This is a genomic window from Rhizobium etli CFN 42, from assembly GCF_000092045.1.
GTDB lineage: Bacteria > Pseudomonadota > Alphaproteobacteria > Rhizobiales > Rhizobiaceae > Rhizobium > Rhizobium etli.
The window spans coordinates 290142-306845 of sequence record NC_007761.1 but is presented as its reverse complement, the minus strand read 5'-3'; the positions used below and the strand labels follow the sequence as shown (position 1 = coordinate 306845).

The window sequence follows — 16704 nt, the reverse complement described above, 5'->3', positions numbered from 1 at the left end:
GCTCGCGAAGCAGGCTGTGCAATCGCGGCACGGCGAAAGGTTGCCCCGGCGACACGGTTTGCGGTTTCCGGCAGCGTCGCGACCGGATTTCGGCAACGTCCAGCTTGTCGAATGCGGCCCGTCATGCCACTTTCCCGGCTTCGAGAGGGGTAGCCATGAGCGAGACTGACAGGGGCGATTTCCGCGCGCGAATCCGCCGCAATTTTGCGCGCCAAGCGGCGATGCAGACGATCGGCGCGGCGCTGACGCGCGTCGAGCACGGCGTCGTCGAGATCGAGCTTCCCTTCGACGTTAAACTGACACAGCAGCACGGCATCCTGCATGCGGGCATCATTTCGGCGGCACTGGATTCGGCCTGCGGCTTTGCGGCCTACAGCCTCATCGACCCCGAAGCCTCGATCCTGACGATCGAGTTCAAAGTCAACCTCATGTCGCCGGGGCGTGGCGAGCGCTTCCTGTTTCGCGGGGAAATCACCAAACCCGGCTCCACCATTATCGTCGCCGACGGGCGAGGCTACGCGATCAGTGACGGGCCGGCGAAACTCATCGCGTCCATGACCGGAACGATGATGGTCATCCGCGGCAGAGAAGGAATTACAGGATGAAGTTCGAGCTGAAGTCGGTCGCAGGAAAATCCATGCTTTTCGTCATGGCGGCGGAGGCCGAATACGGCTCCTTCCTGCGTTCGCGCATCGAACCCTTGATGACCGGCGTCGGCCCGGTCGAGGCGGCGGTCGCGCTGACCAAGACCTTGGCACGGCTGGATGCGGCCGACGACCTGCCGGATCTCGTGGTTTCGCTCGGCTCGGCCGGTTCGGCGAAACTGGAGCAGACCGAAGTCTATCAGGTGAGCTCGGTTTCCTATCGCGACATGGACGCCTCGCCGCTCGGTTTCGAAAAGGGCAGGACGCCGTTTCTCGACCTGCCTGCGGCGCTCGAGCTGCCGCTGCGCATCCCCGGCATTCCCGAGGCAAGCCTTTCCACCGGCGGCAACGTCATCTCGGGTGCCGCCTATAGCGATATCGACGCCGACATGGTCGACATGGAGACCTATGCGGTGCTGCGCGCCTGCCAGGGCTACAAGCTGCCGCTGATCGGCCTGCGCGGCATTTCCGACGGTGCGGTCGAACTGCAGCATATCTCCGGCTGGACGGAATATCTGCACATCGTCGACCGCAAGCTCTCCTACGGCGTCGACAGCCTGTTCACGGCGCTGGAGGACGGGGTTTTCTGGTTTTAGAGCTCAGCGCCCCGCGCGGAGACAATCGGAACAATAAAAACCCGACGCCGTCGATTTCCCGGATTGCCAGGCGAAGCGCTTTTCTTTAAAGCCTCGCCATGACCCAGACAGCACATCCCGACTCCGTTCTCATCGTCGATTTCGGCAGCCAGGTGACCCAGCTCATCGCACGGCGCGTGCGCGAGGCCGGCGTCTATTGCGAGATCGTTCCCTTTCAATCTGCCGAAGAAGGCTTCAAGCGCCTACAGCCGAAGGCCGTGATCCTCTCCGGCAGCCCGGCTTCCACCGTGGACGAGGGATCGCCGCGAGCGCCTCAGATCATCTTCGACAGTGGCCTGCCGGTCTTCGGCATCTGCTACGGTCAGCAGACGATGTGCATGCAGCTCGGCGGCAAGGTCGAAAGCGGCCATCACCGTGAATTCGGACGCGCCTTTCTGGATGTCGACAAGGATTGCGAGCTGTTCGAAGGCCTCTGGTCCTCCGGCTCGCGCCATCAGGTGTGGATGAGCCATGGCGACCGCGTCACCGCGCTGCCCGATGGTTTCAAGGTGGTCGCCACCTCTTCCAATGCGCCCTTCGCCTTCATCGCCGACGAGAAGCGCAAATATTACGGCGTGCAATTCCACCCCGAGGTCGTCCATACGCCTGACGGCGCCAAGCTGATCGGCAACTTCATTCACAATGTCGCTGGAATCAAGGGCGACTGGTCGATGTCGGCCTATCGCCAAAAGGCGGTCGAAGAGATCCGCAAGCAGGTGGGCGACAAGCGCGTCATCTGCGCGCTTTCGGGCGGCGTCGACAGCTCCGTCGCAGCGCTCCTGATCCACGAGGCCGTCGGCGACCAGCTGACCTGCATCCTCGTCGACCACGGCCTGATGCGGAAGGACGAGGCGGCCAATGTCGTCGCCATGTTCCGCGAGCACTACAATCTGCATCTGCTGCACGTCGATGCCTCGGACCGCTTCATCGGCGAGCTCGAAGGCGTCAGCGACCCGGAAACCAAGCGCAAGATCATCGGCCGGCTCTTCATCGAGACCTTCGAGGAAGAGGCAAAGAAACTCGGCGGCGCCGATTTCCTCGGCCAGGGCACGCTCTATCCTGACGTGATCGAGAGCGTTTCCTTCACCGGCGGCCCGTCGGTGACGATCAAGTCGCACCATAATGTCGGCGGCCTGCCGGAACGCATGAAGATGCAGCTCGTCGAGCCGCTGCGCGAACTCTTCAAGGACGAGGTGCGCGCGCTCGGCCGTGAACTCGGCCTGCCCGACAGCTTCATTGGCCGTCATCCCTTCCCCGGCCCCGGCCTTGCCATCCGTTGCCCCGGCGGCATCACCCGCGAGAAGCTCGAGATCCTGCGCGAGGCCGATGCGATCTATCTCGACGAAATCCGCAAGGCCGGCCTCTACGACGCCATCTGGCAGGCCTTCGCCGTGCTGCTCCCGGTCCAGACCGTCGGCGTCATGGGCGACGGGCGCACCTATGAATTCGTCTGCGCGCTGCGCGCCGTCACCTCCGTCGACGGCATGACCGCCGATTTCTACCACTACGACATGGAATTCCTCGGCCGCGCCGCCACCCGCATCATCAATGAGGTGCGCGGCATCAACCGTGTGGTCTATGATGTCACGTCAAAGCCGCCCGGCACCATCGAGTGGGAGTGAAGGTTGTAGGGTGCCCGGGAACGCCATCCCGACCAGCAAATGCTTTCGCCGCCTCCGGGATGGTGAAAGCGAGGCCTCATGAAACTACAGGGGAGGAGCTCGGCTCGACGTCACATTGCGGCTGGCGTCGATGACGAGATCGGCGCTGGCAGTCATAGCGCACGAATGCGCCAGCACGAACTCGATCTGAACTTTGTCGCCAGCCTCTGCCGAGAGTCGCTTACAAATCTTTTGCATAGCGTCGTCCATCGGACCCGGTCCCGCCAGAATGATGACAGCTGATCGTAGACAGGGGAATGTCCTTGAGACGCGAGAATTCAACCAGGGTTACCTTGCGCTCTTCTTTCCAATGGCCGACATCCGCGCTCGGCACGAGGCCTTCGATCATCTGGTGAGCGATGCTCACGTAGCTTTCGTGATAGGTAACAAGCACGCGTCCGGTTCTTACCATCTCCGTCGTAATCCGGCCAGCGAGGTCGCAGCGATTCCTGCGGCTCGTGCACATGATGCGGATTGACTGTACGCCTGATCCGACCGCGGCAAGCACCTCTGCTATCGTGTCTGGTGGATCAACCGGCTCCTCTGCGATCGGCCCCTCAAAAGTTGTATCCCGCTGCCAGTTCATGCTGGCCTCATAGTCCCGAGACCAATACTCTAGAATCCGGTGCATAACGCTGCTCATGGCAGGCCCAGCACCGCAGCAATGAACGTTTGGCGGATCCCCGTAATCCACCCGACTGAGGCGGATCTCATCATTCAAGCCCAAACTTTTGCTAGCGAAGACTTCAGTTAGCGCGACCTTGAACATGCGTCCGCACCCTTGGCATGAAACCTCGGCGAGCGCCGCTTCGGAGGCGTAAATATTCCCTATGTCTTCCGGCGAGAAATCTCCAAAGCGGGGAACGCCGTAGTCGTCCAACCATGTCGGCTGTTCTGCAATGCGGTCGAGGAGTACTGATACATATGCGATGCTTGGATCCCCGAACGAGTAGAATGACCGCGTCACAATTGCAGATCGCTTCCGTGACGCCAATAGTGGTCACTGCGAATCCTTTCGCAGAGGGTTGCCTGCGCACTCCTTTTCGTACTGAGGCGCGATTGGTAGTTCCCAATGGCGCTCTTTTGCGAGTTGCCTACACTGGTCTGTGAAAAACCGATTGCAAGTTACTATCAGTCCATCTAGGCTTTGAGCGATCACGCAACGCCATCCGACTCCCGGCGATGAACCGTTGAAGGAAAGGAAGTGAGCATGGCCAAGCTCGTGTTCGGAATGAACCAGTCCCTGGACGGCTATGTCGATCACATGGCGTTCGGCCCTAGCCCGACGCTCTTCCGTCACTTCGTCGAGTCGACGCGGAGGCAAGCGGGCAGCGTGTACGGTCGGCAAATGTATGAGATCATGCGTTACTGGGATGACGATCATTCTGAATGGAACGCAGACGAACGCGACTTCGCGGCCGCCTGGCGAAACCAGCCGAAATGGGTCGTCTCGCGTTCGTTGAAATCGGTCGGTTCCAACGCCAGGCTGGTCGAGGGCGATCTTGGGAGTGCGATCCGCAAGCTGAAAGCCGAAGGCGACGGAGAGATCGAAGTGGCCGGACCGGACCTGGCGCGAAGCCTCACCGACCTCGGCCTGATCGACGAGTATATTATCTATCTGCATCCCGTTGTGCTCGGTCACGGCACGCCCTATTTTGCCGGACCCCGACCGCGGCTGCGCCTTATCGCCAATGACAAAATTGACGAGGATGTGATCCGGTTGGTCTACGTTCCAGCTTAATTTCCCGAACTGGAAGAATCGCTGACAATAACGTGCTAGGGTGGTCGCGCCTGTTATTCGCACTTTCATTTGCAGGAGAAGGCCTTTGTTTGCCGTCGCAACAATTCAGAACTCACCGGCTGCGGCGGTAGGGATAGAGGCGCTCGGCATCGCGGCCGAGAGCTGATCCCCATTATTGCCCGGCCTTAGCGCGCCCATGCGGGTGCATGTCTAATGTCGAGAAGAATATGATCATCGAGCTAACGCCTATTGATTTTGACGCGCTGCTGAAGGGCAGCGCGCCTCTTAACCTGCGCCTTGTCCCCGACAGCGCGATTGCGCCTCCTGAGGTATTGGAGATGCTGCGCCGCCTTGCGGCCGACATCGGCGCGGCATTCTCGCCGTCGGCCTGGATGATCGTGGAGGAGGATGAGATCGTCGGTCTCTGCTCCATCGTCAGAACGCCACGAGATGGAAACATCCACATCGGCTATGGCATTGCGCCTTCCCGCCAGGGCCGTGGATGCACGACCCGGGCCATAGGGCAGTTGCTGGCATGGGGACGGAGCGATCCTCGAGTGGCTCTGCTCTCTGCCGAGACAGGGATCGGGAACATCGCGTCGCAACGTGTTCTCGAGCGCAACGGGTTCATCCGCACCGGCGAGCGCATCGATGCCGAAGACGGTCCGTTGATTTGCTGGGAAGCCGTGACGGATTAGTTTGCCTGCATGAGAGCGGGCATGGCCGGCCAAGGTTCCTCGGCCGGCCATGCTCTATGGGGACAATAGCTGTGACGACTGCCTCAGCGGCCATAGGTGACTTCGATCGAGGCCTTGTCGAGCGTGTTTGCCCTGACATAGAAGCCGACCATGGCGCCCGGCGCCGTCTCGGGAAGCGGAAGCTTGTCCACCTTGAGCGCATAGACAGTGAACTGGTAGCGGTGCGGCTTATCGCCGGCCGGCGGGCATGCGCCGCCATAGCCTGATGTACCGAAATCCGTGCGGCCTTCCACGGCCCCTGCCGGAAGCTTTTTGTCACCGCTGGCGCCGGTGGCAATCTTCGAGGCGTCTGCCGGAATGTTGAACACCGACCAATGCCACCAGCCGGAACCTGTGGGCGCATCCGGATCATACGCCATGACGGCGAAGCTCTTGGTTCCCTCTGGCGCGCCCGACCAGGCCAGTTCCGGCGAGATGTTCCTGCCCGAGCAGCCGAAGCCGTTGAAGACCTGCGCGTCGGCCATGGCCTTGCCGGCGGCCAGGTCCTTCGAGGTGAGTTTCATTTCGGCGTGAGCGGCCGTGGCGCCGAAGACGGAGGCGGCCATAAGTGCTGCTGTGATCAAACGCATTGCTGTTCTCCTGTGGTTGACGATGCCGGGAAACTACCGTCACCGCGCAAGTGCATCTGCCCCGCTCTGCTCAATTTCTGCCCCGATCCGCTCAAACTGCTCGGTGCCGCTGCGTACATGGCGCGGGCTGACGCCGAACCGCTCCTTGAAACGTGCTGAAAATTGCGAAGGTGAGTCATATCCGACCTCCAGCGCAACCTGGGCCATCGGCAATGTCGTGGTCTGAATGAGTGCAAGAGCGCGATTCATTCGGGTATCGGTCAATATCTCGCTGAAGGCGGTATTCTCTCCGGAGAGCCTGCGCCTCAGCGTCGCCTCGCTCATGTTGAACAAGCGCGCAGCTTGGGCCAATGTCCAGGCGGCGGCGGGATCAGCTTCGATCATCTGCCTCAACCGGTCCTCAAGCCGGGAGCTTTCGCATCGGCCGAGCACCGCCCCGCGGAGCGCGAACCAGGTGACGAGTTCCATCAGGCGAGCCTTGGCGATAGCGCCGGGAAGGCGCGCCAGATTGCCCGGCTGGCAGCAATACTCGAACAATGCCGCAGCTTCCTCCGGCAGGCCTGAGGTGCTGGCGGGAAGAGGTCTCGATGGCACGGCGACCGATCCCATCCTATCATATGCGTCCTCGAAAAGCTGTCGCGGAATTGGAAGGGCCAGGGTCTGATATTTCTGCGGCGCCTTGGGAATATTCTCCATCGTCAACGGCCTGTAGTCGGGCAGCAGGCCGTAGTCGCCGGCCTCTAGTCGTAAAGGCTTGTCGTCCGACATGACGATCTTCGTTCCCGATTGGACCTGGATCAACAGGGGAGTGGTGTTGACGAGGCGGTAGAAGCAGGCTCGCCCACCCTGGCGGATCAACGCCCTGGTCGGGATAGGAAAGACGTCGTCGCGCATAGATTCTCCGCCAGCGGGATAGCCAGAACGGCGATCGCGGGATCGGTGACGCCGCCCGCTCGCCATGGACCTGGAGGCTCGGGAATATCAAAGCCACGTGCCGTCAGCAACCTTGGGCCAGGAGCCAGGACTTGGGCCAGGGGCTTAACGACCGGCTGACCGGCGCACATAGTCGACCAGCGCACGCAGCTTCAGTGGCTGCCTCTGGCGCTTGGGATAGTAGAGATAAAAGCCCGGAAACGATGGGCAGAATTCCTCCAGCAGCGGCACCAGCTCGCCGCGATCGACATAAGGTTCGAAGGTTTCCACCATGCCGAAAGTGATCCCGGCCCCGGCGCAGGCCATGCGGATCATCATGCCCATATCATTGGTCGTGATCATGGGGTCGACGGCGACGTCGAAATCGCGGCCGTTCTCCCTGAACTCCCAGCGATAGGGTGCGGTGTCCGGGCGTGGCCGCCACCCGATGCAGGCGTGGTTCTGCAGGTCGCGAGGGTGCCGAGGAGGAGCGTGACGTTGAAGATAGCCGGGGGATGCGGCTGAGCATTGCCTCTGAGGGGCGGACACCGGTACCGCGATCATGTCCTGCTCGATCACCTCGCCCAGTCTCACACCAGCATCGAAGCCGGCTTCGACGATGTCGAATTCGTCATCGGTGATGGTGATATCGAGCTTGATGCCCGGGCAGGCCTGCAGGAATCCGGTCAGCAATGTGCCGGACAGGAAGCGCTCGGCGATGGAGGAAACGGTGATTCGCAGCAGACCGCTCGGGCGCGCCTGCATGTCGCGCACCGTCTGCATCGCATCCCTGACCTGGCGCATCGAGGGACGAACCGCCTCGAGGAAGACTTCGCCGGCCTCGGTCAGGCTGACGCTGCGCGTCGTGCGCTGAACCAAGGGCGCACCAAGCCGGTCCTCGAGACGCTGCAAGGCCTGGCTGACGGCGGAGCGGGTAACGCCCAGACGCTCGCCGGCAAGCCGGAAATTCCGCGCCTCCGCCACGGCGAGAAAGACTGAAATGCCCTCGAGATCATCGGCCATTGGTTAGCAGTACTAACCAAGTTGTCCGGCATTGGCAACTTAATCGCGCAGCTCGGGAAAATTATCTTACTGTCGAGGTCAAGCCATGGCCCAGCCCTAAGTGCCCCTGCTTCGAAGGAAGAGCGATGCGAAAGATTTCCAGCAGCCCAGTTCTGCATTTCTTCACCCGGTCATTCTGACCGGCGCGGCGCTCCCCGCGTGGTCCGCCGACGCCTCGACCGAGCGAAAATCCAAGTTCCAACAACCAAGCGAGAACACCATGCAGCAACATCCCTATGTCGGCATGTGGGTCACCGAAGACGGCCGCGTGCGGCATGAACTCCTGCCTGACAATCGTTACGACGAGGCCCGCGGAAACCGCGAGCACGCCTATCGCGGGCGATACGAAGTCACCGGAACGCATATCGAATACCGGGACGATACGGGCTTCATCGCCGACGGCGATTTCGTCGACGACAATACGCTCCATCACGGCGGCATGGTGCTTCGCCGCAAATGAGCCGCCCGCACACCGAAAAGGCCGCATAGGACGGCCGGAAAGGATGACGACCATGTCTTCCACCACACCCATCTGGTTCATCACCGGTGCATCGTCCGGCCTCGGCCGGGCACTCGCCGAAGCGGTCCTGGCACGCGGTTGGCGCGCTGCCATTACGGCGCGCAGGCCCGATACGCTCGGCGATCTCACGGCAGCGCATGGGGAGCGGGCGCTGGCCCTCGCCCTCGACGTGACGGATGGCCGCTCCGTCGCTGCTGCGGTCCGCGACGCCGAGGCGCATTTCGGCGCCATCGATGTCCTCGTCAACAACGCCGGCTACGGATATCTCTCGGCAATCGAGGAGGGCGAGGATGCCGAGATCCGCGCTCAGTTCGAGACCAATGTCTTCGGCTTGATCGCCGTTATCAAAGAGGTTCTGCCCGGCATGCGCTTACGCCGGCAGGGGCATATCTTCAACGTGTCCTCGCTTGGGGGGCTCGTCGCCTTTGCCGCGACCGGCTACTACCACGCCACCAAGTTTGCGGTCGAAGCCCTGTCGGAATCGCTGGCCAATGAGGTCGGGCCGCTTGGCATCCGCGTGACGATCCTGGAGCCCGGCGGCTTCCGCACGGATTGGGCCGGCCGCTCGATGGTCGAATCCGGCACAATTATCGAAGACTATGCCGAGACCGCCGGCAAGCGGCGCCAGGCCACCCGCTCAATCTCCGGCAAGCAGCCGGGCGATCCCGCGCGCGCGGCAAGCGCCATCATATCGGCCTTCGAGGCGGGCGAACCGCCGCTGCGCCTGCTGCTCGGGGCAGCTTCCCTGAAGATCGCCCGTGAACGGCTCAATACGCTTCGCGCCAATTTCGATGCCTGGGCGGACACCACGCTCAGCGCAGATTTTCCAAGTTGACCATCAAGAAACTCTCAACCTGCTCAGGAGCTTGAAATGTCTGATATCGAAGGAAAAGTCATTGCCATCACCGGAGCCAGCAGCGGCATCGGAGAGGCCACGGCAAAAGTGCTGGCCGCCGCCGGAGCACAGATCGTGATCGGCGCGCGCCGCAGCGAGCGTCTGGAGGCGCTCGCCGGCGAAATCGAAGCCGGAGGGGGAACGGTGCGTCTGCGAAAACTCGACGTCACCGACCGTGCCCAGGTAGAAGCCTTTGCCGGCTTTGCCAGATCCGAGTTCGGCCGGCTTGATGTCATCGTCAACAATGCCGGTGTCATGCCGCTTTCGCCGCTCGACGCCCTCAAGGTCGAGGAATGGGACCGGATGGTCGACGTCAACATCAAGGGCGTTCTCTACGGCATCGCGGCCGCTCTTCCGATCATGAAGGCACAGGGATCGGGGCAGATCATCAACCTGTCCTCGATCGGCGGCCACAGCGTCTCGCCGACGGCCGCCGTCTATTGCGCGACGAAATACGCGGTGCGGGCAATCTCGGACGGACTGCGACAGGAGACAAATCGCATCCGCGTCACCGTCATTTCTCCCGGCACGACGACCTCGGAACTGGCCGAGACGATCACCGATCCGACCGCGCGGGATGCGATGAAGGCTTTCAGGGCCATCACCATCAGCCCGGAAGCCGTCGCCAATGCGATCCTCTACGCCATCAGCCAGCCCGATGACGTCGATGTCAGCGAGATCATCGTCCGGCCGACGGCCAGCCCGCATTGAGCAGCCGGCATTTCCCCTAAAAACCCAGCGATTGCTGGACCGGCGGCGGCGGGGCGAGGCTGACCCCTTCGAGCTCCAGCATGCGGGCCTTCGAGGACGAACCGCCGGGCGCGGAGAAGCCGCCGATCTTGCCGCCGGCGGCTAGCACCCTGTGGCAGGGAATGATCAGCGCGACCGGGTTTTTCGCCATCGCTTGCCCGACATCGCGGGCCGCTTCCGGCCCAACGCCAAGCTCCTTCGCCAGCGCACCATAGGTGGTCGTGCGGCCCCAGCCGACACGCCGTGCTGCCGCATAAATATCTCTAAAGAAGTCATTCTGGCCGGCAAGATCGAGTTGGACGCCGGAGAAATCGGTTTCCTCGCCTTGGAAATAGCGCTTTACGGCCGCGACCGTGTCCAGCACCTCAGGCATCGGGCTGCCGGGTTGGGCATCTGGCAGGCGGCGCAGCAGCAGCCGTTCGGTCGCTTCCGCGGTTTTCGTCGGCAATTGGAAGCGGGCGATGCCGGCCTCGCTCCAGGCGATGCCGCAGAAGCCGCCGGTGGTTTCGAAGATGAGATAGTGATGTATCGTCTCGGCCATGACACAGCCTCCGCGTTTTCGATTAACACCAAAATCGTACGGAGCGACCGCTGTTTCAACCCGTTTCTTGCGCGTATGTTCCTTTTTCGTTCTTGATCTTCCATTTTGCCGGAGGATCTTGGCGGCGCGCCAGGCCGGCGCCACGGTCGAGGGTGCGCCGATCGCGATCACCTTCGACAGGATCATGAGCTTCAGACGGGAAGGCAAGGCGCGACCTCTGCTCCTTTGCGGCGAAGGCGGGCGGAAAGAGCTCAGCCGACTGCATGTTCAACTCGGGGTCGGCATGCACAATGCCGGATTGCCGCACAATATCAAACCGGATTTCACGCCGCATATGACACTGCTTTACGACCGCAGGGGGTGCCGCCTGCAAATCTCGACAGGCCGGTTCATGGGCAGCACAGGAGTTCCTGCTCATTCACAGCGTTCTCGGAAAAACCGAACACCGGATCATCGATCTTTGGCCGCTGCTTGGCTGATCGCAACGATGTCCATCGACCGTGGCTTGCGCGAGCCGGATTTCCGCGCATAAAACTCGGAAAAGCTGTTCGATTGCAAGCGAGACAAAAACATGGACGTTTCGGAGATCATTATCCCGGGCGATACGCCGGGAACGGAGTGGCGGCTGCCGGTGCTGCGTTTTGTGGGCCGTGATCCGAAGGCTCCGAAGGCCTATATCCAGGCGGCGCTTCACGCCGGCGAGCTGCCGGGAACGGCGCTTCTGCATTTCCTTTGCGAACGTCTGTGGCGAGCGGAAAGCGAAGGCGCGGTCGCCGGCGACATCACCATCGTGCCGCAGGCCAACCCGATCGGCACGGCGCAATCGCATTTCGGCGAATTGCAGGGCCGTTTCGATCTCGGTTCCCGCACCAATTTCAACCGCGATTTTCCGCTGATCAGCGCCACCGATCGGGCAATGCTGACGGAAGATCTCAATGATTATCCGGCTGCCGATCAACTGAAAAGGCAGCTCCTGGACATGGCGCTCGGCGCTGATCTCGTCCTCGATCTGCACTGCGACGACGAATCGCTGCAATATGCCTATATCGATGAGGCCTTCTGGCCGGAGGCAGCCGATCTTGCCGCCGCGCTCGACATGGAGGCGGTGCTGCTTTCGGATGGCGAAAGCTCGGCCTTCGAGGAAGCCGTCGGTTTTGCGTGGAAATATGCGGTTCCGGGCGAACGACAACCCCGGCTCCCGGGCAAGCTTTCGGTCACGGTCGAGCTGCGCGGCAAGCGCGACGTCGATCCGGCGCTGGCGAAGCGGGATGCGGATGGGCTCTGGCGTTTCCTCGCCGCACGGTCGATCGTCAGCGACGAAAGAATGGCGCAGGCCGTGTTTGCCGGTCCCGCCGTGCCGCTCGACAATGTCGAGATCATTCGCGCTCCCCAAGGCGGCGCCGTGCTCTTCCATCGCACGATCGGCGACAGGGTTGCAGAGGGCGAGCTTCTGGCGACGATCGTCACTCGGCCGGGTCAACCTGACGGCAGCATCGATTTGCACGCGCCGCAGGATGGGCTGATCCTGACCCGAACCTCGGATCGGCTGGTGCGCCGGCGCGGCGACCTGATGAAGATCGTCTGCGCACGGCCGAGCAAGGCCGCACGCAAGGCCGGCACGCTGGAGAGTTGAGCAGGCGCCGCCGGGGATAAATGCCGGGCGGCGTTTGCGCTGGCGCTTGCGCATGCTATCCCGCTGCCATCAAAGGGAGACTGGTATGGCCGTCACCATCTATGGGATCAAGAATTGCGACACGATGAAGAAAGCCTGCAGCTGGCTGGAAGAACACGGCGTCGCCTATGAGTTTCACGACTACAAGGCGCTCGGCATCGACCGCGCCCATCTCGAAGACTGGATCGACAAGGCCGGCCTCGACACGGTGCTCAACCGCGCCGGCACCACCTTTCGCAAACTGCCCGATGCCGAGCGTGAGAACCTGAACCGGGAAAAGGCGATCGCACTGATGCTCGACCAGCCGTCGATGATCAAGCGGCCGGTGCTGGAGACGGAAGGCAAGCTTTTGATCGGGTTCAAGCCGGAGAATTACGCGGATATGTTCGGGCGCTGAGCAATGTCCAAGACCACCCGCGCGACACAGGTTCTTTCCCAGTCAGGCGTCGCCTTCACCATCCACACCTATGATTATGACCCAGGCGCAGAGCGCGTCGGGCTGCAGGCGGCGGAAGCCCTGGGTGAGGCGCCGCAGCGGGTGCTGAAGACGCTGATGGCCGAGGTGGACGGCAGACCTGTCTGCGTCGTCGTTCCGTCGGATCGCGAAGTCAGCATGAAGAAACTGGCCAGCGCCTTTAGCGGCAAATCGGCCAGAATGATGAAGCCGGCCGATGCCGAGCGGCTGACCGGCTACCATGTCGGCGGCATCAGCCCCTTCGGCCAGAGGAAGGCCGTGCCGACGGCGATCGAGGAGACCGCTCTCGCCGAAGCGCTCGTCTATATCAATGGCGGACAGCGCGGGCTGCAGGTGCGGCTTGATCCAAAGGATGCCCTGAAGGCATTGAAAGCGGTCGGCGCGTCATTGATTGCCTGATCAGAGGAAACGAGCGAGCAGTCCGGAAATTGCCTTCGCCTCGTCTTCCGCAAGCTTGCTGCCGACATGGATCTCGATCGCTGCGGCATAGACGGTCCACATCCGCGTGCGAAGCATTCGGCCGGCATCGGTAAGCAGAACCCAGCGCCCGCGGCCGTCCTCGGCGAAGACCTCGCGCCGGACCAGGCCCTCTCTTTCCAACCGATTAATCAGCCGGGAAAGATTATACTGCGCCAGCAAGGTCCGCTCCTCGATCTCGTAGGGCCGCAGCTTGCCGTCTTTCGAGCGCGCCAGTTCCCAGAGCACGTCATACCAGGCAAGCGGCGGCATGCCGGCCGCTTTCAGATCGGCTTCGATCGCGGCCAGCAGCCGTTCGCGGGTCCGCATGATGCTGGTCCAGGCAGAGGTGGCGGCCTCAGTCGGCTTCGGTGTCTTTTCCATCATAGATGCAAATACATTTATCTTGCACAAGCCCGCAAGCGCTATTATATGCAAATGCATCTATTAAAACAGCAAGGAGACGTTCATGAGCAGGCTCACCCTCATCAGCCATCATCTCTGCCCCTATGTGCAACGCGCCGCGATCGCACTTCGCGAAAAGGGTGTTCCCTTCGAGCGCATCAACATCGACCTTGCCAACAAGCCGGACTGGTTCCTTGAGATCTCGCCGCTCGGCAAGGTGCCGCTGCTCAGGATCGAGGAAGACGATGGCGGCGAGGCCATCCTCTTCGAAAGCAGCGTTATCTGCGAATATCTGGAGGAGACGCAGGCGGGATCTGCCCTGCATCCGGCCGATCCGCTTGCCCGCGCCCGCCATCGCGGTTGGATGGAATTCGGCTCGTCCGTGCTTTCCGATCTCTGGGGCTATGAAACGGCCACGGAGGTGGAACAGCTGGAGGCCAAGCGCAAGGCGCTGATCGCCAAGTTCGCGACGCTCGAAGGAGTGCTCGCGGATGGACCTTATTTTTCCGGTAGCAGCTTCAGCCTCGTCGATGCCGTCTTCGCGCCGATCTTTCGGTATTTCGATGTTTTCGAGAGGCTCGGAGATAGCGGCATCTTCGCGGGGCTCGAGCGGGTGACGCGCTGGCGAATCGCGCTCGGCGAACGGCGAAGCGTGAAAGACGCCGTCGGCGAAGATTATCCGCAGCGGCTGATGGAGTTCCTCGACAAGCACGAATCGATCCTGCTCAGGCTGCCTGCCGCCGCTTGACGCTTGCGCGAAGGCGGTCGGGCATGGTGCCCGGCCGCTTTCAAATCGGCAGCTCTGCGCTTCATTTTCGCCGCAAACCGGTCTAAGTCTTTCAGCCTCTTAGCGTCGATGACAGAAGGCAGGTTGAACCATGACTTTCATGCCCCAGAGCCAGAACACCGTTGATCCCGTCAAGCTGGAGAAGCTCGCGGAAGTCGCCGTCAAGGTCGGTTTGCAGCTGCAGAAGGGCCAGGACCTGGTGATCACCGCGCCTGTTGTGGCGCTGCCGCTTGTGCGCCTCATCACCAAACACGCTTATCAGGCCGGCGCCGGGCTGGTGAGCGCCTTCTACTCCGACGAGGAAACGACGCTGGCGCGCTTCCAGTATGGCAGCGACGAGAGCTTCGACCGCGCCTCCGACTGGCTCTACGAGGGCATGGCCAAGGCCTATGCCAACGGGGCGGCCCGTCTGGCGGTCGCCGGCGACAATCCGATGCTGCTTTCCGAACAGGATGCCGGCAAGGTCGGGCGCGCCAATCGCGCCACCTCAACCGCCTATAAGCCGGCGCTGGAAAAGATCTCGAATTTCGACATCAACTGGAACATCGTCTCCTACCCCAACCCTTCGTGGGCCAAGGTGGTCTTCCCCGACGACCCGGAGCCGATCGCGATCGCCAAGCTCGCCAAGGCGATCTTTGCCGCCTCGCGTGTCGATGTCAGCGACCCTGTCGCCGCCTGGGCGGAGCACAATGCCAATCTCGCCAAGCGCTCGGCCTGGCTGAACGGCGAGCGTTTTGCTTCGCTGCATTTCAAGGGTCCGGGGACCGATCTGACGGTCGGCCTTGCCGACGGGCATGAATGGCACGGCGGCGCCTCCACAGCCAAGAACGGCATTACCTGCAATCCAAATATTCCGACCGAAGAAGTGTTCACCACGCCGCATGCATTACGGGTCGAAGGTCATGTCTCGAGCACCAAACCGCTGTCGCACCAGGGCACGCTGATCGACAATATCCAGGTGCGCTTCGAAGGTGGGCGGATCGTCGAAGCCAAGGCGACACGCGGCGAAGAAGTCTTGAACAAGGTGCTCGATACCGACGAGGGTGCGCGCCGGCTCGGCGAAGTGGCGCTCGTGCCGCATTCCTCGCCGATCTCGGCGAGCGGCATCCTGTTCTACAACACGCTGTTTGACGAAAACGCCTCGTGCCACATCGCGCTCGGCCAGTGCTACTCCAAGTGCTTCCTCAACGGCGCAACCCTGAGCCAAGAGCAGATCGAGGCGCAGGGCGGCAATTCCAGCCTGATCCACATCGACTGGATGATCGGCTCCGACAAGGTCGACATCGACGGCATCACACCGGACGGCTCGCGGGTTCCGGTGATGCGGCAGGGCGAATGGGCCTGAGCGGCATCATCGTGCGCTGACTGAGCCAGACGCTGGCGAGCACCATAGCAAAGCCGGCGATCTGCGCCGGCGTCAGGCTCTGGCCGAGCGCCAGCCAGCCGAGCAGGGTCGCGACGACGGGGCTGAGAAAGCCGAGCGATGCTGCGGCCGAGGGCTCGATGCGCGACAGGCCGCGAAACCACAGCAGATAAGTGAAGGCCGCGCCGATGAGGCCAAGATGGGCGATGCCCAGAATATTGGCCGCCGTCGGCATGGGAAGCCCCGGCTCCAGCACGAAGGCGACGGGCACGAGCAGGATGCCGCCCGCGGTCAACTGCCAAGAAGTGAAAGTCAGGCTGGAAACCGGCGGCTCCCAATGGCGACTCAGCACCGTGCCGAAGGCCATGGAGACTGCGCCGGCGAGACCGGCAGCGACGCCAACAGGATCGAGCGCCGCATTCGGCGTCAGCACCAACAGCGCTACCCCCGACATACCGATCAGGCCGGCGACGACGGCGAGATAGCGGATCGGCTTGCCGAGGAAAAGACGAGACAAGGCAATTACGATCAGCGGCTGCACGGCGCCGACCGTTGCCGCCACGCCACCCGGCAGTCGATAGGCCGAAACGAAAAGCATCGCCCAGAAGAACGAAAAATTCAGCGCGCCGAGAATGAAGGCGCGACCCCACCAGACACCCCTCGGCAGCTTGCGGACGATGAGCAGCAGAAGCAGGCCCGCCGGCAGGGCGCGCAGCATCGCAACGGTCAGTGGATAGCCCTGCGGCAGGAAGGATGTCGTGACGAAATAGGTGCTGCCCCAGATGGCCGGAGCGACGGCTGTGATCAGCACATCGGCGAGATATCGCGAATTTGTCTTCATATCAAGAATCTCTACAT

The 16704-nt window shown here is 62.1% G+C and carries 19 protein-coding genes and 2 pseudogenes; 14 read left to right on the top strand and 7 right to left on the bottom strand.

What is annotated here, in order from left to right; genetic code table 11:
* Positions 1–155: 155 nt before the first annotated feature.
* From RHE_RS01515 to guaA, 3 genes are all read left to right on the top strand, one after another.
* Positions 156–605, top strand: a complete 450-nt coding sequence (locus RHE_RS01515; protein WP_011423683.1) for a PaaI family thioesterase — start codon at positions 156–158, stop codon at positions 603–605.
* Entirely contained in the window at positions 602–1240 is a 639-nt protein-coding gene (locus tag RHE_RS01510; protein WP_011423682.1) for a 5'-methylthioadenosine/S-adenosylhomocysteine nucleosidase, read from the top strand. Before RHE_RS01515 ends, RHE_RS01510 begins: the two co-directional genes overlap by 4 nt.
* A gap of 98 nt (positions 1241–1338) precedes the next feature.
* Positions 1339–2901 carry a glutamine-hydrolyzing GMP synthase gene (gene guaA / locus RHE_RS01505; RefSeq protein ID WP_011423681.1) on the top strand — a complete coding sequence of 521 codons (1563 nt, stop codon included), beginning with the start codon at positions 1339–1341 and terminating at the stop codon, positions 2899–2901.
* Positions 2902–3121: 220 nt separating this feature from the next.
* Here guaA and RHE_RS01500 read toward each other — a convergent pair whose 3' ends face one another.
* Positions 3122–3820: a hypothetical protein gene (locus RHE_RS01500; protein WP_042117756.1), complete on the bottom strand. Its 699-nt coding sequence runs from the start codon at positions 3818–3820 to the stop codon at positions 3122–3124.
* 330 nt (positions 3821–4150) lie between these two features.
* Between RHE_RS01500 and RHE_RS01495 the strand changes: the two genes are divergently transcribed.
* Entirely contained in the window at positions 4151–4681 is a 531-nt protein-coding gene (locus RHE_RS01495; protein ID WP_011423679.1) for a dihydrofolate reductase family protein, read from the top strand.
* 206 nt (positions 4682–4887) lie between these two features.
* Positions 4888–5379, top strand: coding sequence for a GNAT family N-acetyltransferase (locus RHE_RS01490; RefSeq protein WP_187331710.1), 492 nt, complete (start codon positions 4888–4890; stop codon positions 5377–5379).
* An 83-nt stretch (positions 5380–5462) separates the two neighbouring features.
* Here the strand turns inward: RHE_RS01490 and RHE_RS01485 are convergent, their stop codons facing one another.
* From RHE_RS01485 to RHE_RS01475, 3 genes are all read right to left on the bottom strand, one after another.
* On the bottom strand, positions 5463–6008 hold the full coding sequence (locus tag RHE_RS01485) for a YbhB/YbcL family Raf kinase inhibitor-like protein (protein ID WP_011423677.1): 546 nt from the start codon (positions 6006–6008) through the stop codon (positions 5463–5465).
* Positions 6009–6047: 39 nt separating this feature from the next.
* The gene (locus tag RHE_RS01480; RefSeq protein WP_011423676.1) at positions 6048–6902 is read right to left on the bottom strand and encodes a helix-turn-helix transcriptional regulator; all 855 of its coding nucleotides are present in this window, start codon (positions 6900–6902) and stop codon (positions 6048–6050) included.
* A 144-nt stretch (positions 6903–7046) separates the two neighbouring features.
* The gene (locus RHE_RS01475; RefSeq protein WP_011423675.1) at positions 7047–7943 is read right to left on the bottom strand and encodes a LysR family transcriptional regulator; all 897 of its coding nucleotides are present in this window, start codon (positions 7941–7943) and stop codon (positions 7047–7049) included.
* A gap of 125 nt (positions 7944–8068) precedes the next feature.
* On the opposite strand from RHE_RS01475, the pseudogene RHE_RS31355 reads away from it, so the two are divergent.
* The 3 genes and pseudogenes from RHE_RS31355 to RHE_RS01460 all read left to right on the top strand — a co-directional run bounded on the left by RHE_RS31355 (position 8069) and on the right by RHE_RS01460 (position 10108).
* A pseudogene (locus tag RHE_RS31355) lies at positions 8069–8442 on the top strand (Atu4866 domain-containing protein).
* Between the two features lie 43 nt (positions 8443–8485).
* Positions 8486–9337, top strand: coding sequence for an oxidoreductase (locus RHE_RS01465; RefSeq protein WP_187331709.1), 852 nt, complete (start codon positions 8486–8488; stop codon positions 9335–9337).
* Between the two features lie 36 nt (positions 9338–9373).
* Positions 9374–10108: an SDR family oxidoreductase gene (locus RHE_RS01460; RefSeq protein WP_011423672.1), complete on the top strand. Its 735-nt coding sequence runs from the start codon at positions 9374–9376 to the stop codon at positions 10106–10108.
* 16 nt (positions 10109–10124) lie between these two features.
* Here RHE_RS01460 and RHE_RS01455 read toward each other — a convergent pair whose 3' ends face one another.
* On the bottom strand, positions 10125–10688 hold the full coding sequence (locus RHE_RS01455; protein WP_011423671.1) for a methylated-DNA--[protein]-cysteine S-methyltransferase: 564 nt from the start codon (positions 10686–10688) through the stop codon (positions 10125–10127).
* 115 nt (positions 10689–10803) lie between these two features.
* Between RHE_RS01455 and RHE_RS34165 the strand changes: the two are divergent.
* The 4 genes and pseudogenes from RHE_RS34165 to ybaK all read left to right on the top strand — a co-directional run.
* Positions 10804–11167 (top strand): annotated as a pseudogene (locus tag RHE_RS34165) (2'-5' RNA ligase family protein); the annotation flags it as partial.
* A 92-nt stretch (positions 11168–11259) separates the two neighbouring features.
* Positions 11260–12321 carry a M14 family metallopeptidase gene (locus tag RHE_RS01445; protein WP_011423670.1) on the top strand — a complete coding sequence of 354 codons (1062 nt, stop codon included), beginning with the start codon at positions 11260–11262 and terminating at the stop codon, positions 12319–12321.
* Positions 12322–12406: 85 nt separating this feature from the next.
* Entirely contained in the window at positions 12407–12757 is a 351-nt protein-coding gene (locus tag RHE_RS01440) for an ArsC family reductase (RefSeq protein WP_011423669.1), read from the top strand.
* Between the two features lie 3 nt (positions 12758–12760).
* Complete coding sequence (ybaK, locus tag RHE_RS01435; RefSeq protein ID WP_011423668.1) at positions 12761–13234, top strand: Cys-tRNA(Pro) deacylase; 474 nt, start codon at positions 12761–12763, stop codon at positions 13232–13234.
* Here the strand turns inward: ybaK and RHE_RS01430 are convergent, their stop codons facing one another.
* Positions 13235–13678, bottom strand: coding sequence for a MarR family winged helix-turn-helix transcriptional regulator (locus tag RHE_RS01430; protein WP_042117749.1), 444 nt, complete (start codon positions 13676–13678; stop codon positions 13235–13237).
* An 82-nt stretch (positions 13679–13760) separates the two neighbouring features.
* On the opposite strand from RHE_RS01430, the gene RHE_RS01425 reads away from it, so the two are divergent.
* Positions 13761–14444: a glutathione S-transferase family protein gene (locus RHE_RS01425; RefSeq protein ID WP_011423666.1), complete on the top strand. Its 684-nt coding sequence runs from the start codon at positions 13761–13763 to the stop codon at positions 14442–14444.
* A 130-nt stretch (positions 14445–14574) separates the two neighbouring features.
* Positions 14575–15828: an aminopeptidase gene (locus RHE_RS01420; RefSeq protein ID WP_011423665.1), complete on the top strand. Its 1254-nt coding sequence runs from the start codon at positions 14575–14577 to the stop codon at positions 15826–15828.
* Here RHE_RS01420 and RHE_RS01415 read toward each other — a convergent pair.
* Positions 15776–16687 carry an EamA family transporter gene (locus tag RHE_RS01415; RefSeq protein ID WP_011423664.1) on the bottom strand — a complete coding sequence of 304 codons (912 nt, stop codon included), beginning with the start codon at positions 16685–16687 and terminating at the stop codon, positions 15776–15778. The two genes, RHE_RS01420 and RHE_RS01415, sit on opposite strands and share 53 nt — an antisense overlap.
* Between the last annotated feature and the right edge of the window lie 17 nt (positions 16688–16704).

Bases quoted from the DNA above. Each gene is read 5' to 3' on its own strand.
- RHE_RS01475 (WP_011423675.1), bottom strand. From the start codon at position 7,943: ATGGCCGATGATCTCGAGGGCATTTCAGTCTTTCTCGCCGTGGCGGAG.
- RHE_RS01440 (WP_011423669.1), top strand. From the start codon at position 12,407: ATGGCCGTCACCATCTATGGGATCAAGAATTGCGACACGATGAAGAAA.
- RHE_RS01510 (WP_011423682.1), top strand. From the start codon at position 602: ATGAAGTTCGAGCTGAAGTCGGTCGCAGGAAAATCCATGCTTTTCGTC.
- RHE_RS01460 (WP_011423672.1), top strand. From the start codon at position 9,374: ATGTCTGATATCGAAGGAAAAGTCATTGCCATCACCGGAGCCAGCAGC.
- RHE_RS01430 (WP_042117749.1), bottom strand. From the start codon at position 13,678: ATGATGGAAAAGACACCGAAGCCGACTGAGGCCGCCACCTCTGCCTGG.
- RHE_RS01490 (WP_187331710.1), top strand. From the start codon at position 4,888: ATGTCTAATGTCGAGAAGAATATGATCATCGAGCTAACGCCTATTGAT.
- RHE_RS01485 (WP_011423677.1), bottom strand. From the start codon at position 6,008: ATGCGTTTGATCACAGCAGCACTTATGGCCGCCTCCGTCTTCGGCGCC.
- RHE_RS01420 (WP_011423665.1), top strand. From the start codon at position 14,575: ATGACTTTCATGCCCCAGAGCCAGAACACCGTTGATCCCGTCAAGCTG.
- RHE_RS01480 (WP_011423676.1), bottom strand. From the start codon at position 6,902: ATGCGCGACGACGTCTTTCCTATCCCGACCAGGGCGTTGATCCGCCAG.
- RHE_RS01495 (WP_011423679.1), top strand. From the start codon at position 4,151: ATGGCCAAGCTCGTGTTCGGAATGAACCAGTCCCTGGACGGCTATGTC.
- guaA (WP_011423681.1), top strand. From the start codon at position 1,339: ATGACCCAGACAGCACATCCCGACTCCGTTCTCATCGTCGATTTCGGC.
- RHE_RS01515 (WP_011423683.1), top strand. From the start codon at position 156: ATGAGCGAGACTGACAGGGGCGATTTCCGCGCGCGAATCCGCCGCAAT.
- RHE_RS01425 (WP_011423666.1), top strand. From the start codon at position 13,761: ATGAGCAGGCTCACCCTCATCAGCCATCATCTCTGCCCCTATGTGCAA.
- RHE_RS01465 (WP_187331709.1), top strand. From the start codon at position 8,486: ATGACGACCATGTCTTCCACCACACCCATCTGGTTCATCACCGGTGCA.
- RHE_RS01455 (WP_011423671.1), bottom strand. From the start codon at position 10,688: ATGGCCGAGACGATACATCACTATCTCATCTTCGAAACCACCGGCGGC.
- RHE_RS01445 (WP_011423670.1), top strand. From the start codon at position 11,260: ATGGACGTTTCGGAGATCATTATCCCGGGCGATACGCCGGGAACGGAG.
- ybaK (WP_011423668.1), top strand. From the start codon at position 12,761: ATGTCCAAGACCACCCGCGCGACACAGGTTCTTTCCCAGTCAGGCGTC.
- RHE_RS01415 (WP_011423664.1), bottom strand. From the start codon at position 16,687: ATGAAGACAAATTCGCGATATCTCGCCGATGTGCTGATCACAGCCGTC.